Raw genomic sequence first — 19359 nt, 5'->3', positions numbered from 1 at the left:
GTTGCAAGTCAAAAAAAAATGGATTTTTTTCTGCGCCGCAGGGTTGCAAGTCCAAAAAATAATGGATTTTTTTCTGCGCCGCAGGGTTGCAAGTCCAAAAATAATGGATTTTTTCTGCGCCGCAGGGTTGCAAGTCCAAAAATAATGGATTTTTTCTGCGCCGCAGGGTTGCAAGTCAAAAAATAATGGATTTTTTCTGCGCCGCAGGGTTGCATGTCCAAAAATAATGGATTTTTTCTGCGCCGCAGGGTTGCAAGTCAAAAAACGACGCCTCCGACAGCACAAAATGCTGCATCTGAATAAAAAAACGGCTAAAAAGTTGGTGCATAAACATTTTTTTTCTACTTTTGAAGCCCTGATAAACCGCCGCGTGAGCAACACGGCGCTCACACAGCAGGCCATTGAGAAGGATGAATTACGCGACAACCCCATTTGCAAGCTTTTTGGCAGCAGGGTTCACAACGCTACAACCTTGACAGGGACCAGGCCCGCAGGAGGCGTGACACTCGGAAAAATAACCACATTGAACGTGCAAAAGCGTGATGCGTGACGTGCCCACCTAAACTAAAGAATAAGTACAGACAACAATAATATTAATTTAAAACCAACTAAAAATGAAGCAGGTGAAATGGAAGTTCCCACTGAGAAGTTTTGCAGTTGCCGGCAGTTTACTTCTGTCGGCTGTGGCTTTTGCTCAGTCGGGAGGCTTGAAAGGCCAAGTCAAAGATGCAACAGGCGAGCCCATCATCGGTGCAACGATTATGGCAAACGGCAAAGCTGTTGGCGTTACTGACTTTGATGGAAACTATGTGATTAATGTGCCGAAAGGGACAGAGCTGACCATTACCTATGTGGGTATGTCGCCAAAGAAAGTGATTGCGGCCGACAATCTCTCGACAACGCTCCAAGATGACAACAAGACACTGAACGAAGTGGTGGTGATTGGTTATGGTGCCGTGAAGAAATCGGACTTGACCGGTTCGGTGGCACAACTCCAACCCGATGGTAAGAACAGAGGATTGGTGGTGAATGCACAAGATCTGATGCAGGGAAAGATGGCAGGTGTGAGCATCACAACGGGTGGCGGAACACCGGGAAGCGGCGCCAGCATCCGCATTCGCGGTGGCAGTTCGCTCAACGCTTCCAACGACCCGCTGATTGTGATCGACGGCGTGCCTATGGATAATAATGGTGTGCCCAACGGAGACAAGGGCATTCAAGGCATGGCCAATCCGCTGTCGATGGTCAACCCGCAGGATATAGAGAGTTTTAATGTGCTGAAAGATGCCTCGGCCACGGCCATCTATGGTTCGAGAGGTTCGAATGGTGTCATCATCATCACCACGAAACGTGGGCACGCCAACCAGCCGGTAAGAGTGTCTTACGCCGGCAACATGACGCTGAGCACACGCAGGAAGAGCTTGGATGTGCTGAATGCCGACGAATATCGCGACCTCGTCAAGCGCATTTATGCAGGCAATCAGCGTGAGGCCGTAGCTTTGAAAGCGTTGGGAACGGCGAATACCGATTGGCAGAAGGAGATTTATCGCACAGCATTGAGCCACGACCAAAACATCACCGTGTCGGGGTCGCAGGCGTTAGGCGCATCGAAAGGCTATCTGCCCTGGCGTGTGTCGATGGGCTACACCAATCAACAAGGCATCGTGAAGACCTCGAGTTTCGAGCGCTATACGGCCGCATTCAATCTCAATCCCCATCTGCTCAACGACCACTTGTCGTTTAATTTCAATGCAAAAGGCATGTTTGCCAAGAACCGTTTTGCAGATAAAGATGCGATGAATGCCGCCGTGAGAATGGATCCGACGCAGCCCGTTTATGACACCACAAGCCCATACGCTGCGAACTTCGGCGGCTATTTCGCATGGACAAAGGATGGCAGTTCGCTCAACGACCCCACCTATTCTAAAACAAAGAATGCGTTGGCCCCCAACAACCCTGTGGCCGATTTGATGCTGAAAAACGACCACTACACCGGACGGGACTTCATCGGCAACGCTGACGTTGATTACAAGGTGCACGGCTTTGAAGACTTGCGCTTCCATGCAACCGCAGGCGCTGACGTTTCATCGGGCGAGCAGGACACTGACGTGGCTCCAACCTCCCCTTTGAACTTTTACTTCGGCTCCACCGGTTTCAAGAGGCTGCTGAAGCGCAATCTGCTCTTCAACGCCTATACGCAATACTATCACGACTTCAAAGATAAGTTGCAAAACCATGTCGACATCATGGCCGGTTATGAATGGCAGCACTTCTGGCGCAAGGAAACCAGCCGTTATTTCTCTTACTATCCTTCGACCAACACGGTGCATCCCGGTGCCATCAACAGCGACTCGGGGCAGGATTACGATGGCGACGGCGTGAAGGAACCCCATCGCTATCTCACCGAGAACTACTTGGTTTCATTCTTCGGCCGTGCCAACTGGAACCTCTTGCAGCGCTATTATCTCACTGCCACGGTGCGTGCCGACGGTGCTTCACGCTTCAGAAAACACTGGGCCACTTTCCCATCCTTTGCTTTTGCCTGGCGTGTGAAAGACGAAGCTGCATTCAAGAACATGGCCTGGTTGAGCGACTTAAAGCTGCGATTGGGTTGGGGTATGACCGGACAGCAAGAGGGAATTGGCGATTACACCTACTTCGACACCTATCAAGTAAACACCGGTGCAAATGGCTTCTATCCCATCTTCGGCAACGGAACGATGGTACGCCCCGATGCTGTGAACAAGAATCTGAAGTGGGAAACAACGACCACCTACAACGCAGGCATTGACTGGGGCGTGCTGAACAACCGCCTAACGGGTAGCTTAGATTGGTATTACCGCAAGACCACCGACCTGCTGAACACTGTCTACGTGCCCGCAGGCTCTAACTTCCGCAACCAGGTTATCTCGAACATCGGCGATCTGTCGAACACGGGCGTGGAGGCTACCGTTAGCTACACCATCCTCAACGAACAGAACACCAAGGACTGGTTCTGGAAGGTTGACTACAACTTCACATACAACCGCAACAAAATCACCAACCTTACCGGTGGCGACGCCAATTACTACGTCACGCCGGGTTCGATGGCCATTTCAACAGGAACCGGCCTCAACGTCGGCGCACACAAGGTGGGACATCCCGCTAATTCCTTCTTGGTTTATCAGCAAATGTACGATGCAAACGGCAAACCCATCGAGGGTGCTGTAGTCGACCGCAACCATGATGGCCAAATCACCGATGCCGACCGCTACATCTACAAACAGGCCGCGCCTCCGGTTACCATGGGCTTCTCTTCGCGTATCGAGTATAAGACGTGGGATCTCGGCTTCACGCTCCGTGCCAACATAGGCAACTACCTTTACAACGACACCTACGCTTCGCGGGCGAATATGAGTGCGGCCGAACTCTACTCTACAAATGAATATTTCAGCAACCTTCCTCGCGCCGTGATCAACGACAACTGGCAGACCTTCGACGAGAGAGCGCTGCTGAGCGACCGCTGGGTGCAGAATGCATCCTTCCTCAAGCTGGACAACATCTCGCTGGGTTACAGTTTCAGCAACCTGCTGAAGTGCAACCACTATAAAGGCATTAACGGACGCATATATGCCTCGGCTTCAAACGTGTTCACCATTACCAAGTACGACGGCATCGACCCCGAAGTGTTCAATGGTGTTGACCGTGACATCTATCCCCGTCCCTTCTCGCTCATCGTAGGCGTTAATTTGAACTTCTAACTTAATTAGCATATTCCGTATGAAAAGATATATCAAGAATTGGGTGCCCGCAATGCTCATTGGCTGCGCAATGGCACTAACATCGTGTGTCGGCGACTTGGACGTGAAGCCTATCGATCCCAACAAGAACACCACGCCCACACCCGAACAACTGTTAAGCAAATGCTATGCCGACCTGGGGCTGGCCGGGCAGAGCGGTCCCGATGGCGACTGCGACATCGACGGCCTGGACGGTGGAACGACCGGCTTCGTGCGACAGCTCTTCAACACCAACGAGCTGCCCACCGACGAAGCCATTTGCAACTGGGGTGACCCCGGCATCAGCGAGTTCAACTTCGCCACCTACGGCTCCACCCATCCCATGGCCAATGGATTCTACTATCGGTTGTTCTTTGGCGTAACCGTCTGCAACCAATACATCAACACCTTTGGCAGCTTCAACGCAACGATGACCGCCGAGGCGCGGTTCTTGCGGGCGCTGAACTATTTCTACCTCATGGACCTTTACGGCAACGTGCCGTTTACCGAGGAACTCCGCGACGGTGTAGCACCCCAATACAGCCGCAAGCAACTCTACAGCTACATCGAGTCAGAGCTCTTGGCCATTGAACCCACGCTCGCTGCACCGCAACCCAAGAAGTCGACCGATGCCGGCTACGGACGGGTAGACCGCGCAGCCGCCTGGCTGTTGCTCGCACGCTTATACCTCAACGCTGAGGTCTACACGGGCACCCCGCAATGGCAAAAGGCAGCCGACTATGCGCAGCGCGTCATGAACTCTCCCTATCACCTCTACACGGGGGCTACCACCAATGGCTGGACCGCCTACCAACAGCTCTTCATGGGCAACAACGGCGAGAGCGGCGCATCGGTAGAAGCCATCCTGCCCGTGCTGCAAGACGGCAAGACCACCGCTTCCTATGGCACGACGCTGTTCCTCATGGCCAGCACCTTCGACGGCGGCATCGTGGTCAATCAGAATGGAGCCACCGGCAACAACATCACCGAGACATGGGCAGGCAACCGCGCACGCAAGGATCTGGTCGAGAAGTTCTTCCCCTCGGGCACCGTGCCTCACGTGCATGCGAAAGACATGCCTGCCGCAGCCGGCGACGACCGCGCGCTCTTCGACGGTAAGCAAGGCGATGGCAGCAACCGCAACCTCGATCAGGCCAACCCTGCACAGGTGGGTGTGTTCGCGAATGGTTTCGCCGTAGCGAAGTTCAATAACTGGAAGACCGACGGTACGGCGGGCCACGACCCTAAGTTCCCCGATACCGACTTCTTCTTGATGCGCGCCGCCGAGGCCTATCTCACCTATGCCGAAGCCACGGCGCGACTCAACGGCGGGCAGACCACCACAGCCGGCACCGCAGCCGTCAACCAACTGCGTGCACGGGCGCATGCATCACAACGCACCTCGGGCAGCTACACCCTGCGTGAACTGTTGGACGAATGGAGCCGCGAGTTCTACTTCGAAGGGCGCCGACGCATGGATCTCATCCGCTTCAACTGTTTTGGTGGCAGTAACAGTTACACCTGGAGTTGGAAGGGCGGCACACATGCCGGGACGCAGATTCCCGCATCCAAGAACATCTACGCACTGCCGGCCAACGAGATCAACGTGAGTCAAGGCAAGTTGAAACAAAACACCGATTATTAAACCAACCGGCTTGACGGGCACCGTCGCCCCATCGCGATGCAACACCGCCCGCCAAGCCCTATCCTGTAAAGAGAACAATGAAAAAGATAGTTTATTTCGCCATGGGTCTGCTATGCAGCCTTGGCGTGTTCACGGCCTGCTCCGACGACCGCGACGACAACCCCACGCTGCAAGTGCCCACACAATTCGTGCTCAACGCGCCCAACTGGGCCGGTAGCAGCTATGACCTCGCACAATCGCCCACCGTGGCGCTCACCTGCGAGCAACCCAATTATGGCGCCGACATCACCACACGCTACACCGTCGAGGTGGCCACGAAGGCCGACATGTCGAATGCCACGGCTATCAGCACCGTGTTTCACACCACAAAGTTAGACATCGACGCGGCCGAAATGGCCTCGGCGCTCACCACGCAAGCCGTGGAAGCAGGCAAGGCCGAGAGCGATTTCCCCCTCGACCTCCCCGTTTATGTGCGCGTGAAGGCTAAACCCGTCACAGCCATGGGCTCTGAAATCGACAGCCTGAACCACGCCTACGCCATCACGTCGAACGTTGTGAAGCTGAGTCGTGTGCACCTTAAATTCTCGCTCCCGCCCGTCGCTATGCCCGAGCACCTCTACATCACGGGCAACTTCAACGGTTGGAACTGGGACAGAGCCGTGGAGATGGTACCCGTCAACGGCACCGACAACCTCTTCTGGCACATGGTCTACATCGACGCGAGCGGCATCAAGTTCAACACTGCCCGCGCATGGAATGGCAGCGAGCAGGGCTTTGGCGACATCACCCTCGATGGTGCCGGCGAGCTGGCCGGCACCATCGTCAACGCTGGCGGCAACATAGCCTCGTCAGCTCCCGGATGGTATCTGATGATTGCTCAGGCCAAGGCTGTCGGTCGCAAACTCCACTACACCGTCACCTTCAACCGCCCCAACGTGTGGCTCATGGGCGTCACCACGGCGGCCGGTAATTGGAGCGAGCAAGAGGCTGCCGCACGATTCAGCGTGCCCACCACAGCTACCGGCGAATTTGTCTCGCCTGCCTTTGCTCGCAGCACCACAACCAATGACTATCTGCGCGTCTACGTCAAGGTTCCGGGAATGGACTGGTGGCGGTCAGAGTTCATGGTCTTCAGCGGCAAGATTGAATACCGTGGCAAGGGCGGCGACCAACCTCATGTGAGCGCGTCGGCCGGACAGAAGCTAAAACTCAACTTCACCGCCGAAACCGGCACAATTGAATAGGCGCCGTTTCAGCCACAGGGCAACAACATGCCCAACCACAAAAGAGGGTTTCCGCTCGTCGGGAACCCTCTTTTATATGGTAGCATTCCGAAAATCTATCCAAAGGAACCCACCACCCTACTTTTACACGATAGGAAAACATAAAGCAGACCTATTTTTGCAACATGTGGTATATGTCTTTGCTTCAGGCATATCCATTCTTTATCATGTGGCAGCATATTTTTGCATAAATAAGTATCATTCGTGCTACCGATTGATGCCACCTTGCACATAGGTGGCAACGTTCGTGCTACCGATTGATACTACCTTGCACATAGGTGGCAACGTTCGTGCTACCGATTGATGCCACCTTGCACGTAGGTAGTAACGTTCGTGCTACCGATTGATGCCACCTTGCATATAGATGGCAACGTTCGTGCTACCGATTGATACTACCTTGCACGTAGGTGGCAACGTTCGTGCTACCGATTGATGCCACCTTGCACGCAGGTGGCAACATTCGTGCTACCGATTGATACCACCTTGCACGTAGGTGGCAACGTTCGTGCTACCGATTGATGCCACCTTGCACGTAGGTGGCAACATTCGTGCTACCGATTGATGCCACCCAGCTTAAAATGGTCGCATTCGTGCTGCCGAATGCTACCACCTTATGGTCAAACATGATGCTTTGATATATTTTTTATAGAAAAATAAAAAAAACGGCATAAAAATTTGGAACGTAAGAATCTTTTTTCTATCTTTGAGGCATCGAAAGTTTGCTACGGCGACTATAACACGACGCAAATCTAACTAAAATATGAAACAAATGGCAAAGTTAAAACCCTTTGTACTCCCTGAAATCATCACGATTGATGGAGTAAATCACGGAAGTTTTCGTGGCGCATTGCACGCCGAGTTCCAACGCAAGCAGTATGACTTGATCAATGCGGCTGACAGAACCAAGCTGGGTATCAGCGATGCACTCATGAAAGCATGGGACGAGCTGATTAAGCTCGAGGACGACGTGAACCGTCGCGTGAACAACGTGGCGCTCACTCGGAAGTCTATTGCAAAGGACCAAGATCGTAATGGCTACATCACCAGCCTCTTTGGTCTTGTCAGCTCGCAACGCACCAATCCTAACAAGACGATTCACGAGGCCTATGCGAAGCTGGCCGACGTGGTGCAAACCTATCGCGGACTGCAAAATGAGAGTCTGGACGAGAAGACAGCCCACATTCGCGGCTTAGAGTTAGACTTGGGCAAGCTCTCGGCAGAAACAACAACGTTAGGGCTCACGTCCACCATTGCCGAGCTGCACCAGGTCAATGAAGAGTTTCGTGCGCTGCGTCAAAAAATCCTACAGCAAGAGGTCAACAAGACACTCCCCAAGAGTAAGGACATTCGTCAACAGAACGACAAATTCTTCAAAGTGATATGCCGCTGCATCGAATTGGCTCACTTCCAGAGTACCGTCGAGGCCGACAAGCAGGCTATTGTTGACCTGGTGGATCACATGAAACACGCAGCTGTCAAGTCGCGCACCACGCACAAGACGAGCGCAGCACAACGCGAAATGTCCATGGCCGAGGAATATGCCAAGCTCAATGCGTTGCTACAGCCCCTGTTTGCCGATTTCGAAACTGCAAGACAAATGGCACCCGGCTCGTTGGTCTTTACAGGCCACCGGCGCATCAAGAACAAGCGCGCAATCTATGAGTTGATGGTAAAAGGCACCAAACAACTGCTGTGGGTGCGCATTGAGAAGAATTACCTTATAGAGGTGAAATCACCATCGAAAGCGTCCAAGGCTGCGCGCGACACCGACAAACCAAACAAGCCTCAAAAACCGTCGCAAAAACCCAAGGACAAACCCTCCGACAAGCCCGGAGACAAGCCATCGGACAACCCCAGTGGCAAAGACCCCAAAGGTCAGGGCGAGGCAGAGATCAAGCCGAAGGGATAAATAGCAATTTTCATTAGAGTTTAATTTTATTTTTAAGAGAAAGAGAGAGGCGGAGCTGTAGTGATACAGCTCCGCCTCATGTTTCGATGTAGCGTTGCAGTGGGCTGGACTATGCGTCGGTGTCGGTGGCTTTCACAGCGATGCACTCCATCTCGATGAGCCAACCGGGGCGGCAGACCGGTGCCCACAGAATGACGTGGGGCGTGGCCGGGAAGCGCCGTGCAAAGAGACGGCTCACCACGGCATAGTCGGAGGGGTCGCGCAGATAGACGAGCAGTTGCACCACGTGGCCGAAATCCATGTCGGCTTCGGCCAGCAAGGCTTGCACGTTTTGCCACATGCGCTGCGTTTGCAGGCGGATGTCGCCCGGCGCCACCACGCGGCCTTGGTTGTCGATGCTGGCCGTGCCCGAGACGAATGCTTGGCGGCGGTCGGCATAGTCGACGGTGGTGCCGCGCTCAAAGCGCACCCCATAGTCGCTTGTGCGGTTGAGGTGGTCGGGGGCATAGAGATGGGCCACTTGCCCGGGCTGTAGCCCCTGCACGGCATAGGCATCCATCATCACGCGTGACGTGGCATTGGCCGTGCGTCCGCCAATGCCGGTGCTGGCAATGAAATGGGTATCGGGCGTGAGCCGTTGTGCATCGAACACGGCATTGCGCCCATCGACAAAGTCTGCATATTGGTGGTCGATGTCGTCGACAAAGAACCACGTGCGCACGCAGTGGTCAGCCAAGGTGCAGCCGTTGTGACCGAGCTGGTCGGCATAGCGTTGCAAGATGTGGCGGGTCTGCGTGCCCGAGTCGTCGCCTGTGGCGGTGGCCTGTGCCAGCCACAAATGGGTGAATGTGCCCTGCCGTGCAGCTACAAGCCCCTCGGCGAGCGTTTCGACCGTCACGTTGGACAACCCATATACCCACAAGGCCACTTTCGTGCCGTCCAATGGCGGTTGCTGCACTGTGGACAGCGCACAGCTATCGGGCTCGCTGCGGCGCACATAGGCCTCTTGGTTGGCGGCATCGCTAAGCCAATAGCGCTTCATCACGGGCGTCAGTGCTGCGCCCCATTGGCTCAAGACCTTTGCACATGCCGCCTGCACTGCTTGCAACTGCTGTTGAAAGGAGCCATCGGGCTGCGTGGCATGAATCATCAGATGCACCTCCTGCACGCCTGCCGCGGTGGCAAAAAGGCTACTTTCCACCCGCGCGTTACCATAGGAAAAGACTTGGAATGTGTTCATACTCGTTGTGTGGACAGGATGTTAAGCATAGCTGTGCATGCCACCGAGGAAATAGTTCACGCCGAAATAGGTCATGAGAATGGTGAGAAAGGCACAGAGGCAGTAGAGGTGGTAGGTGCGCGGACGCTGCAATGCGGGCAGGCTGCGGGGGTGCAACAGCACGGCATAGACCATGAAGGTGATGAGCGCCCACGTCTCTTTGGGGTCCCACGACCAATAGGTGCCCCAGCTGATGTTGGCCCAGATGGCGCCGATGAAAATGCCCAAGCCTAATGTGGCGAGAGCGGGATAGAGAAAGATTTGTGAGAGCACGGTGAGCTGCGCATTCATCCGCTGGAGGCTTTCGCGGTGACTGCGGCATGCAAGGAAGTAGGCCACCGCACTGACAAACGTGAGCGAGAGCAGCGCATAGGCCATCATGATGATGCTCACGTGGATGCTTAGCAGTGGGCTGTTGAGCACGGGCATGCGTGGCGTGATGTTGGGATCCATCTCGCCAATGTGGCTCACCAGCAACATGAAGCCGCTCGCGAACAGACCGAAGGTGGTCATGAGCTGCAGTGTGCGCGTGGTGAGCAGCGCGACGAGCATGATGAGCCATGCCAGCAGCAACATCGTTTCGTAGCCGTTGGCCATGGGAATGGTGCCGCTGATGATCCAGCGCAGGGCCAAGGTGAACGTCAGCACGCCCCATGACAGGCCCATCAGGGCGGTGAACCAGGCGTAGCGTCTGCTCCGCGTGAGGAAGAAGATGGAGAGCAAGCCCAAGGTGAGGTTGGCCATGAAGAGGAGGGTGGCGAAGGGGAGCTGATTGTAAAGGTGCTCGGCTCGCAAGGCTAACGGCGCCGGGAGCGTGGCGCCGCCATAGCGCACCTGATATTTTTGCAGTTTGTGCACCAAGTCGTTGAGCATGTCGTTGCGCCCTTGGTGTGCCAGCTGATTGGCTAAGTTTAAGATAGAGCGGATGTATTGTTGCTGCGCAGCAGGCATCGCTCGTGGCAGTTTGTCGGTGGGGGCAAACCAGTCCACCCGCCCGACGGGTGAGCTATAGGGAAAGAGCTTGAGCACGTCGCCCTTCGTGAGGTTCATCACGAGCATCATCTTGTCGTCAACATCCAACAGCGCTTTGCCCATGGCGCTTTGCTCTCCCTGCGCCTCTTGCAGATAAGGTCCGAGAAGGTAGCCCTGCTGGCCGAAGAGCCGCATGGGGGCGATGTAGGAATCGAGCTGTAACTGCTCACGCAACGCTTTGCTTTTAATATGCAACAGCGGCGCTTTCATCCACTCAGAGGGCCAAAACAGGAAGCCGGTCAGCACCTGGCAGGGGGTGTAGTCCTGATATTGACGGCTGCCGTAGAGCTTCTTCGTAAAGTCGATGGCAAAGGTTTCTAACGGGCAGATGCGCCCGTTATAGACGATGAGCACTTTTCCGAACTCGGCAGCTGTGGCTTGCGGCAACGCCGTTTGTGCACGCACGGGCGAGAGCATCAACAGCAACAAACCCGCCATGGTGGCACGCTGCCGTTTGCTCTGGCGCAACAGTTGGCGAAAACGTCCGTGCCTGTCCACCAACATGCCCACCAGCCCGATGAAGAGCAACGCGTAGCCCGCGTAGGTAACGGGAATGCCATAGGGGTCGGTATTCACAGCAAGATAGCTGCCGCGCATATCATCGTCGAAGCTGCTCTGGTAGAGCCGTGTGCCATAGCCCGCATAGATTTTGTTCATCGCTACCTGGTAGGGCGTGGTCTTTCCGTCACGCTGGATAAGAATGTTCGAGACATAGTCCATGGCTGCCATGTTGCCGGCATGGTAGCTCACGCGAAACCGTCGGAGCGTCAGCGTGAAGGGCAATGGCCGTTGCTCGCCTGCCTTCGTGGTATAGGTCGTTGCTGGCTTTCCTTCGCGCAGATGGACCATGCCTTTATGTGCCGTCAGGTGGGTGAGCAGCGCCCCAAGCAGGATGACGACAAACGACAGATGGAGCAGCACCAGCAAAGGGCGTCGCACCCTCTGCCGGATGAAATAGGCTGTCCCCAGAGCCACGCCCACTGCCCAAAGCAGCGTGAACCACCATGCACCGAAGAATTGGTCGGCCACTACTTCTGTGCTGGTGTATTTGCCAATGATGGTTCCAAGCGCCATCAAGGCAACGAGGAGGAGATAAACGAATTGGAGTGGTTTCTTTATTTGCATCGCTACATATTTCTCTATGCGCTGCGCTTTCCTGCAGCGCTCGTTCTTCTGTCTTCTGCACATTGCGGCTTCCCGCAACGCTGTATCTTTCGTTTCCCTGCCAACAGTCCGCGTCAAAGCATCGTGTGGGCAAGAAGAGAGGCTGCGCCCCAATGAGACCTTCCCCACTTAGGCACAACCTCTCGCTTGGTCTTTATCGGCAGCTATCGCGCGCTTAGATGGAGCGGATGAACTTCACCACGGCATCGCGATCGGCCTTTGGCAAGTTGTAGAACTTCTTTGCTGCCTTGAAAGCCTGGCTGTTGGGGCTGTAAGCATGCCACATGATGGCCTCAACCTCATTGCGTGCGCGGGCATCGTGCAACCGATCTTCCGCACCCGAGTTAATCAGCGATAGTCCCCTACCCCACAGCGGTGTCGTGCGGCACCACGAACCGTGGATGTCGTTCTTCATATCTAACTTATGTTGGATGAAGTCGGTGTAGGGATAAATCTTCTGGTTGGCATATTTAGGCAGTTGCTTGCTGCCCAAGATGCGTGAGGAACCGTGATTGTCAGCGCCTGTTGTCCATGACGGACGATGGCAAGCGGAGCAGCCCAACTCGCCGGTGAAGAGCGCTTTGCCGCGCTGCACAACCTTATCGTTTAAGTTGCGCGCACGTGGAACGGCGAGCCCTCTGTGCCACACCATGAAAGCATGATAGGCTTCGTCGGTCATCTCGGGCTTGAAGTTAAAGTAGGGGTTGTTGTACAGGTTCACATTATCCCCGGGCGAGAGCAGATAGGCCACAGCCTTCTTGATGCCAGCTGCCGTGCCATCGTAGTAATAAGGATGCACGTAGGAATGGACATCGGAACCGTGCTGTTGGATATAGCTAATCACATTGGGGTTCTCTGACATGGCTTTTGCCCATGCCTCGGTAGAGCAAATGTGCTTGATGTCCGAACGTAGCACGTTGAGCTCATCCCACAGCGCCACGTCGTTTTCCAGGCAACCGTCAAGCAAATCGTAGTTGAAACGTTTGAGGAACTTCTTGCCAAAGGCATCTTCGGCATAAGCTTCAGGCTTCAATTTCTTGGCCGTGTTATCCCAGAACTCAGGGTTAAGCTCCACAAACTTGCCCTCCTGCTTATATTGCTTCTCCAAATCTTCATTCGAAATGGCATCTATCAAGCCCAAACCTTGGAAGTTACATGAGGCAATCAGACGCACTTCATAGCCCGAAGGACGCGGATCGGTGTTGAAAGCTGACTGCGGAATAGCAACCGAGGGGTAGCGCAGCTGGAAGCGCTCGCCGTCGGGAAACTGCATAGGCAGGCCACTCGGCATGGTTGTTACATCGTGCCACGTGATGTGAATCTGATTGGGATCAACAGGTGGCAAGAAGGGTTCTACGGCCTGAAGCATCGTGAAAGTGGTGAGTTGGCTAATGGGTGTGCCATTATTGCTACCGGGGGCGTCGGGATAATACACCGAGACAATATAGCCATTGCCTTTCACAGGATCCATATTGCTGCGGCTGTGACCGTGCGCATAACCGCCCGAATGGCAATACTCGCACGAACGGCGCGACGCCACAGGTCCCCAACCTTTGTAAGGTTCGGTGCTCAAGGTGTATTTAGCACTGGCCATCAAGTCACCACGATCGAAGAGATCGCTAAGACCCTGCTCATCAACGGCGGGCGTATTGTCTTCGTAGCAATTCGACGAGGTGTTATCAGTAGTTCCCAATTCTCCGCCGGGATACCATTCCTCGGCCGAGAAGTTACCTACGGCTTTACCCACATATTTGGCTTCGGCGCCATTTTGTTGCTCATCAGGGTTGACAGGATCATCAGAGCAAGCCGCGAAGAAACAGATGCACACGGCGGCCAAAAGCACATTGCTGTAATGGTTATGTTTCATAATGTTTGATGATTGATTGAATGTTTGAAACGTAGCTTCGCCACGTGGGCAAAGCTACGTCCGTAATAATCACTAATGTTTAATGCGCCATGCGCTACTTAATCGGTCAGCTGGTTCACCCATTTTGCTGCCTCATTGAGCGCATCATTGAGTGCAGAGACCTTGTCAATGCAATTCTTTACCTGTCCATGGCCAGGGTTATCAATGAAAGCAACACCGCTCTTCTTAGCCGTCTCTAAAGCACCGATAGCTTCGTTGAGCGCGTTGTTCAATTCGCTATACTTCGGATAGTTGTTCTTCTGTAGGAAGTTCATAATCGACTTGTCGGTAGGCGTAGAAACATTCTCCGTACCACGAACACCATATAAAGAGTTCTTAATCGAATAGATGTTGTCCTGATAATCCTGGAACGAGCGCTTGCTGTAGGGCGACTCGATGTAGTCTGCGGCATCATCAGCAGTACCTTTACCCGTTGCTGTACGATAAGCCTGACCCAATTTTTGGCTGGCCACTTCCTCACAAATATTCGAGCAACCGCCAATGAAGATGTTGTTCAATGTCTCGTGCCAAGTAGCGAACATTCCTTTATCGGTTCCTGCACTCTTTACATACTCGCCATAAGGATTGTTCAGCTTAGAGAAAGCTTGGAAACGTGTGCCGTCAACCACCCACTTTGCATTTGCAAACAAATAGCTCTTATGTGCAGCATTACCGCTATTACCCAACCAACTATACTCCAACAGATAAATCATATTGCGCAAGTCGCCCGACACCGCAGCAGCAAAAGCAGCCTCATCAACCGTTTTTACAGAAGTCAAACCCGGCTCTGTCTCGTATGCTGCATTAAAAGCTGCGAGCGTACGGTTCTGACCATTACGGAAAAGAACAAACTCCAAACCGTGGAAGCCCAATACAGAATCAAAAGTCTTATGATTGTTATAAACAAACTTCGTTGCATCGGCACTATTGATTCCGGTGATAACTTTAGGATCATTCAATGCCTTTGTCAACTGATCATGGTCAAGAGGCCAAGAGTCAATGTGCGGGTCAATCTCGTTATCCGATGCTGCTCCGTAGAGGAATGACTCGCTCTGCTCCCAACATCTGCGCGCCTCTTTAAACGCTGTACAAGCGGCATCAATGTCAGCCTGCGTCAACGTTCCGTTCTGACGCTTTGCCTTCAGGTTCTGACAAGCTGTGTAAAGCACATCAGCCTTACTGGCCAATTCCTTGTAAGTGGGTTCAACAACAACATCAACATAGTTTGACACAACCGATTTCAACTCTTCGCCATAGTGCTTGGTCTCTTCAGTGTTGTCGTCGTCACTACTACATGCTGTAAATCCGAATGCGAATGTCCCAATGAGACACATCGCAAATAATTTTGCAATTTTCATTTCTTTATTTTTATGTTATATGAATACATTCTCTGTTATGCATCAAAGGAAGAATCCTTCGTAAGCCACACCGATATTAATGGCCGGCTCATTGTTATAGCCGCTCTTCAGCTTTCGATAGTTATATTCGGCTTTAATAGCGATTTGCGGAATGGGATAGTAGTTCAATCCCGCAGCATAAATCGTCTTGTTTGTCCACTTCTTGGTGGCAGCGTGGATGTAGGAATCATAGTTCTCGATATGCCCAAAGACATATAACTTTTGATTATCGGCACGCAAGCTTTTAATTTGCGAAAAGACATCATAACCCACTTCCAACATCATGGCCATGGCATGGCTGCCGAAGTATTTTCCGTTGCCCGACTCATAGGGTTTTACATACTGCACATTGGGATAGGTCAACTGTGAGATTTCTTTGGCATGACTCACATAACCATAGTCAACATTGCCGCGTGCCACCCAATTATAACGCTTGAAAGTGAAGTCTATGCTGCCTAAATAAACATTTCCTTTAATCTTTTTCTTTGCACCTCGCTCCATATCGTGGGGCACATTGTTGTGCATCGACTGGCCAAAATAGCCGCTCACACCGAGGCGAAGCCCTGGAATGGTGTAATTGTCTACGCGGGCAAGGAAGCCATATTTATTAGCCACCTCAAACTCAAACGGACTCGACGTGCCCCCTTGTATCCAATTCGCGCGGCTAAAATGATAAGCGTCCAAGCCGGCTACCATCTGTGCTTCATAGCGAAAATCGCCCAAACGTCCCCACAACGACACACCCGTTTGATGCCATGTGCTGGGCAAAATGGTGTTTTCGCCTTCCGGACGATACACCGTGAAGAAGTTCAACGGCTCGTGATGGGCGTTGACCAAGCCAAACGGTACCACAATATGACCGGCTCGCACGTTGAAAGCACGGCCGAATGTCTTTTGAAGCCAAAACTGTTCCAACTCCACTTCGCCGCCTTTCTCGGTCTCATGCTCAAACTCAATGGCCTCGTCGGCTTCATATTCAATGGCCGAACCCGAGCCACCATGCTCAAATTCAATCTCCGTTCCCATCGTCCAGCCCTTACCAAAGTCATAACCTAAATAGATAACGGCATGCGGAATGTCGAATCTTCCATGGCTGGGATCTTTCTTATAATTACGGGGCGTGGTGTAACGATTGCCACTATCGCTATAGAAATTGCGCGAATAGGCCGCTTCGCCATAACCTCCCACACTAAATTTGTTACCCTTTGCGTGATTCATCACCGAATCGGCAGCATTCACTTGCGCACTCGCACCTATAGAAACGCTCGCCATCAGGATGCTCAATGCCATCTTGTGCTTCATTTGCTTCATCTATGCTTGTCTGTTACCTTTATTATAAAAAGAAAAAAGTGCAGACTATCGGATTGTGAACCCAGTTCCAAAAAGACGACAGTGCAAAGACCGTATATGCGTTTCTTTCGAGAAGTTGCCGAGAAAACAATCCCCACTGCACTTATTTGCCTGCAAAGTTACACGGAATAAAGGTAGCAAACAATACCTAAAAATAATGAAAAAGCGTGGCCCACATTTTCATCGTTTTTAGGTATTGCACAGCCAAAAAATAGCGCGTACTTTTGCAACCGTAGTCGGAAAACGGCTCACAAACAATAAACATAATTTTAAAAGAAATAAAAATGAATTCAACTTGTATTGTTTACGGATCATCAACTGGCACCTGTCAGGATCTCGCTTCACGCATCGCAACCAAATTAGGCGTTGACAGTTCTAACGTTTTCGATGCCGGAAGCATCTCGGCCGAGCAATTAAACGGCTTTCAAAACCTCATCCTCGGCACCTCAACATGGGGCGCAGGCGAGATGCAAGACGATTGGTATGAAGGCGTAAAAGCACTGAAAGCAGCCGACCTCACCGGCAAAACCGTTGCCCTTTTCGGTTGCGGCGACAGCGAAGGCTACAGCGATACTTTCTGCGGTGGCATGGCCGAACTCTATCAAGCCGTTAAGGATAAAGGCGCCAACATCGTTGGAGCCGTGGCTACCGATGGCTACACCTACGATGATTCGGAAGCTGTGGTCGATGGAAAATTCGTGGGATTGGCACTCGACGACGTCAACGAAGACGACAAAACCGATGCACGCATCGACGCTTGGGTGGCCGAAATCCAACCCGCATTATAAAGCAAAGCTGACTTATGTTACAGGCTGAAGTGATACCGAGTGACCTCCGCGTGCTCTCCGAACAGATTTACCAATACAAGAAAGGAGTGCGCAAAATGGTGCTCTACACCTTTCCCGAACGCTATCGGCAGCAGGCATTGGATAAACTCGAGCGCCAAGGCATCGACTATTTCGTACAGCCGGTGGGCAACAGCCGCATCAATCTGTTCTTCGGGCGCAAAGAGTGTATGGACACCATTCGCAAGTTCATTCACCAGCCCCTGAACGAACTGACGCCCGAAGAGGATTTCATCCTCGGCACACTCTTAGGCTACGACATCTGCAGCCAGTGCGAGCGCTATTGCAAACGTAAGTCATAACGCGAAGTAGGTGTTTCGAAAACATTTAAAGAACAAAGAAATCGCAACACCTACTCGCCTCAAATTTAGAAAAAAATCAAGCAAGATAAAGGGTTTGCGAAAATCCAAGTCTCTGTGAAACGGAATGAATAGATTATTTCATTAAAACGTATAATCTTGTTCGCTACATAGATTTCATAATGTTTTTGTATAATATGTATTAGGCGGGCTGTGAAGTCCGCCTTTTATTTTTGTGTCCTATCGAAGCGCCACCACCATCCATCCTATACCTAAAAATAGGTAGTGCACCGTGCAAGCCTACCTAAACAAACCATAAAAAGTGTTTTTCCACATCGATGAAAGTATTCTCATCAGAAAATCTCAAAAGAACCTATTTCGAGAAAACAAGTTGTTCAATGAATACAGAACAACTTGTTTTGAGTAAGGATGCCACTATCAACAGCGGCGAGAGACATAAAAAGTGGCAGGTCGCAAGGCTTTATAACAAAAAATTTACCTTGCGCCTGCCGTGAGCGAGATTATTTTATTTTCTCATAAACATAAAGTTCGTGCACCTCACCCGTGTAGCCTTCTTCTACAAAAGGACCAATGGGCATGCCCAACAAGATTTGGTTGCCGCGGTTGTTGAGCACCACAAGGTCGTCGTTGGTGGGGTCGATAGAAAGGCCTTCAATCTCACCTGCACGACGGAAGTCGCCCATTTCACGGAACAATTCCAAACGACCAGCCATGGCTCCGGCAGCCACTTTGCCGGGTTTCTTCACGGCTTTGAAGTTTTCTACCGTCACTTGCGTGCCATCTTTCAAGCCAGTATAAGGCACATTCGACACGTCGGCCACATAGATGTTGTCGGCAATGCCAAAGGTTGACTCACCATCATCGGCTGCAAAGAGCATCTTCCCATCGGCAATGAAAATGCCTTGACACCAATAAGGGCATGGGCGACATTGCATCTTGGTGTAGTATTTGCCGGTCTCGAGGCTGTAACAATACACATAACGGCTGTCAACCCAGTCGCTCATCCACACCATATTTTTCTCGCGATCAATGGCCAAACCCGAGCATTCTACCTGCCCTGACTCGGCAACCCATGGAATAGTGCGCTTCCATTTCAATGTTTTTGCATCGTAAACATCAATCGAGATGTTGTGACCTTGCCCAAATTCAAACTTCTCATTACCGGTGTAGATTTCACCATTGAAGATGTCGATGTCACCAAAGTGATTGGCTTTTGTGGGGTCTTTAAATGGGTTATCATTCTTCATGATGAGGTTGCCCTGCTTGTCATATTTATACAACGCGCGGGTGTCCGACACATAATAATAATCCTTATCAATGGCTATGCCTTGACGTCCAGCCACAGGAATAACTTTCTTTAAACGGTATTGTGAACCGAGATGTTGTGCTTGTGCGGCCAAAGCGAAACAAACGGCCGCAAGGATTACAGAAATTTTTTTCATGTTGATATTGTGTTAATGAGTAAATATGA

Annotated in this window: 13 protein-coding genes; 7 read left to right on the top strand and 6 right to left on the bottom strand. The window is 52.1% G+C overall.

The genetic code is table 11. From position 1 onward, the window contains the following. From HMPREF9431_RS13290 to HMPREF9431_RS10825, 5 genes are all read left to right on the top strand, one after another. Positions 1 to 186 (top strand): hypothetical protein (locus tag HMPREF9431_RS13290; RefSeq protein ID WP_231287815.1); only part of this gene is annotated, 186 nt, incomplete at its 5' end. Between the two features lie 428 nt (positions 187 to 614). Then, on the top strand, positions 615 to 3740 hold the full coding sequence (locus HMPREF9431_RS10840; RefSeq protein ID WP_004381345.1) for a SusC/RagA family TonB-linked outer membrane protein: 3126 nt from the start codon (positions 615 to 617) through the stop codon (positions 3738 to 3740). 19 nt (positions 3741 to 3759) lie between these two features. Beyond that, positions 3760 to 5403 (top strand): RagB/SusD family nutrient uptake outer membrane protein, encoded by a 1644-nt coding sequence (locus tag HMPREF9431_RS10835; protein ID WP_004381344.1) that lies wholly within the window; start codon positions 3760 to 3762, stop codon positions 5401 to 5403. A gap of 77 nt (positions 5404 to 5480) precedes the next feature. Then, positions 5481 to 6647: a SusF/SusE family outer membrane protein gene (locus tag HMPREF9431_RS10830; protein ID WP_004381343.1), complete on the top strand. Its 1167-nt coding sequence runs from the start codon at positions 5481 to 5483 to the stop codon at positions 6645 to 6647. An 808-nt stretch (positions 6648 to 7455) separates the two neighbouring features. After that, on the top strand, positions 7456 to 8595 hold the full coding sequence (locus HMPREF9431_RS10825; protein WP_004381341.1) for a DUF6261 family protein: 1140 nt from the start codon (positions 7456 to 7458) through the stop codon (positions 8593 to 8595). 109 nt (positions 8596 to 8704) lie between these two features. Here HMPREF9431_RS10825 and HMPREF9431_RS10820 read toward each other — a convergent pair whose 3' ends face one another. The 5 genes from HMPREF9431_RS10820 to HMPREF9431_RS10800 form a co-directional block, all read right to left on the bottom strand. After that, the gene (locus HMPREF9431_RS10820; RefSeq protein ID WP_004381340.1) at positions 8705 to 9835 is read right to left on the bottom strand and encodes a Rid family hydrolase; all 1131 of its coding nucleotides are present in this window, start codon (positions 9833 to 9835) and stop codon (positions 8705 to 8707) included. 21 nt (positions 9836 to 9856) lie between these two features. After that, entirely contained in the window at positions 9857 to 12031 is a 2175-nt protein-coding gene (locus tag HMPREF9431_RS10815) for a cytochrome c biogenesis protein CcsA (RefSeq protein WP_040561595.1), read from the bottom strand. A 214-nt stretch (positions 12032 to 12245) separates the two neighbouring features. After that, on the bottom strand, positions 12246 to 13937 hold the full coding sequence (locus tag HMPREF9431_RS10810; RefSeq protein WP_004381338.1) for a di-heme oxidoredictase family protein: 1692 nt from the start codon (positions 13935 to 13937) through the stop codon (positions 12246 to 12248). 98 nt (positions 13938 to 14035) lie between these two features. Next, positions 14036 to 15334 carry an imelysin family protein gene (locus HMPREF9431_RS10805; RefSeq protein WP_004381337.1) on the bottom strand — a complete coding sequence of 433 codons (1299 nt, stop codon included), beginning with the start codon at positions 15332 to 15334 and terminating at the stop codon, positions 14036 to 14038. Positions 15335 to 15376: 42 nt separating this feature from the next. Beyond that, positions 15377 to 16684, bottom strand: coding sequence for a hypothetical protein (locus HMPREF9431_RS10800; RefSeq protein ID WP_004381336.1), 1308 nt, complete (start codon positions 16682 to 16684; stop codon positions 15377 to 15379). Positions 16685 to 17007: 323 nt separating this feature from the next. Here HMPREF9431_RS10800 and fldA point away from each other — a divergent pair, with 323 nt between their 5' ends. Both fldA and HMPREF9431_RS10790 read left to right on the top strand, forming a co-directional pair. Next, positions 17008 to 17511 carry a flavodoxin FldA gene (gene fldA, locus HMPREF9431_RS10795; protein ID WP_004381334.1) on the top strand — a complete coding sequence of 168 codons (504 nt, stop codon included), beginning with the start codon at positions 17008 to 17010 and terminating at the stop codon, positions 17509 to 17511. A 14-nt stretch (positions 17512 to 17525) separates the two neighbouring features. Further along, the gene (locus HMPREF9431_RS10790) at positions 17526 to 17870 is read left to right on the top strand and encodes a DUF2023 family protein (RefSeq protein WP_004381333.1); all 345 of its coding nucleotides are present in this window, start codon (positions 17526 to 17528) and stop codon (positions 17868 to 17870) included. Positions 17871 to 18388: 518 nt separating this feature from the next. Here HMPREF9431_RS10790 and HMPREF9431_RS10785 read toward each other — a convergent pair. Continuing rightward, positions 18389 to 19330 carry an NHL repeat-containing protein gene (locus HMPREF9431_RS10785; RefSeq protein ID WP_004381331.1) on the bottom strand — a complete coding sequence of 314 codons (942 nt, stop codon included), beginning with the start codon at positions 19328 to 19330 and terminating at the stop codon, positions 18389 to 18391. Positions 19331 to 19359: the final 29 nt, after the last annotated feature.

It is taken from the genome of Segatella oulorum F0390, assembly GCF_000224615.1.
GTDB classification, from domain to species: domain Bacteria; phylum Bacteroidota; class Bacteroidia; order Bacteroidales; family Bacteroidaceae; genus Prevotella; species Prevotella oulorum.
This window is presented reverse-complemented; position numbering and strand designations above follow the sequence as displayed.